This is a genomic window from Cytobacillus oceanisediminis 2691, assembly GCF_007678455.1.
GTDB lineage: Bacteria > Bacillota > Bacilli > Bacillales > Cytobacillaceae > Mesobacillus > Mesobacillus oceanisediminis_A.
The window spans coordinates 1-235 of sequence record NZ_VEEP01000412.1; the positions used below are offsets into that span (position 1 = coordinate 1).

The following is a 235-nucleotide window of genomic DNA, read 5'->3' on the forward strand; positions in this document are numbered from 1 at the left end:
CGAACACCTTAAGCATGTTGCATCAAAACTCAACGAAGCAGCAGCAACCCCAATCCACAACCCCGTGCTCAATTCTCCTACTGAATCTCACTCTTCAAACACTCCATCAACCCATCCTCCTCATCCGTATCCTACTCCTATCCAAACCCAACCCTCTCATACAACACCCCTACCAAATACCTCAAATCCCTTCACACTATCCCCACAAAACCAAAAAAATCATAATAACCCCTAA

The 235-nt window shown here is 45.1% G+C and carries 1 protein-coding gene; it reads left to right on the forward strand.

Features of this window, described 5'->3' with window-relative positions; all coding sequences use genetic code 11:
* The coding region (locus FS736_RS25005) for a hypothetical protein (RefSeq protein ID WP_222125127.1) at positions 1–235 on the forward strand (235 nt) is incomplete at its 5' end.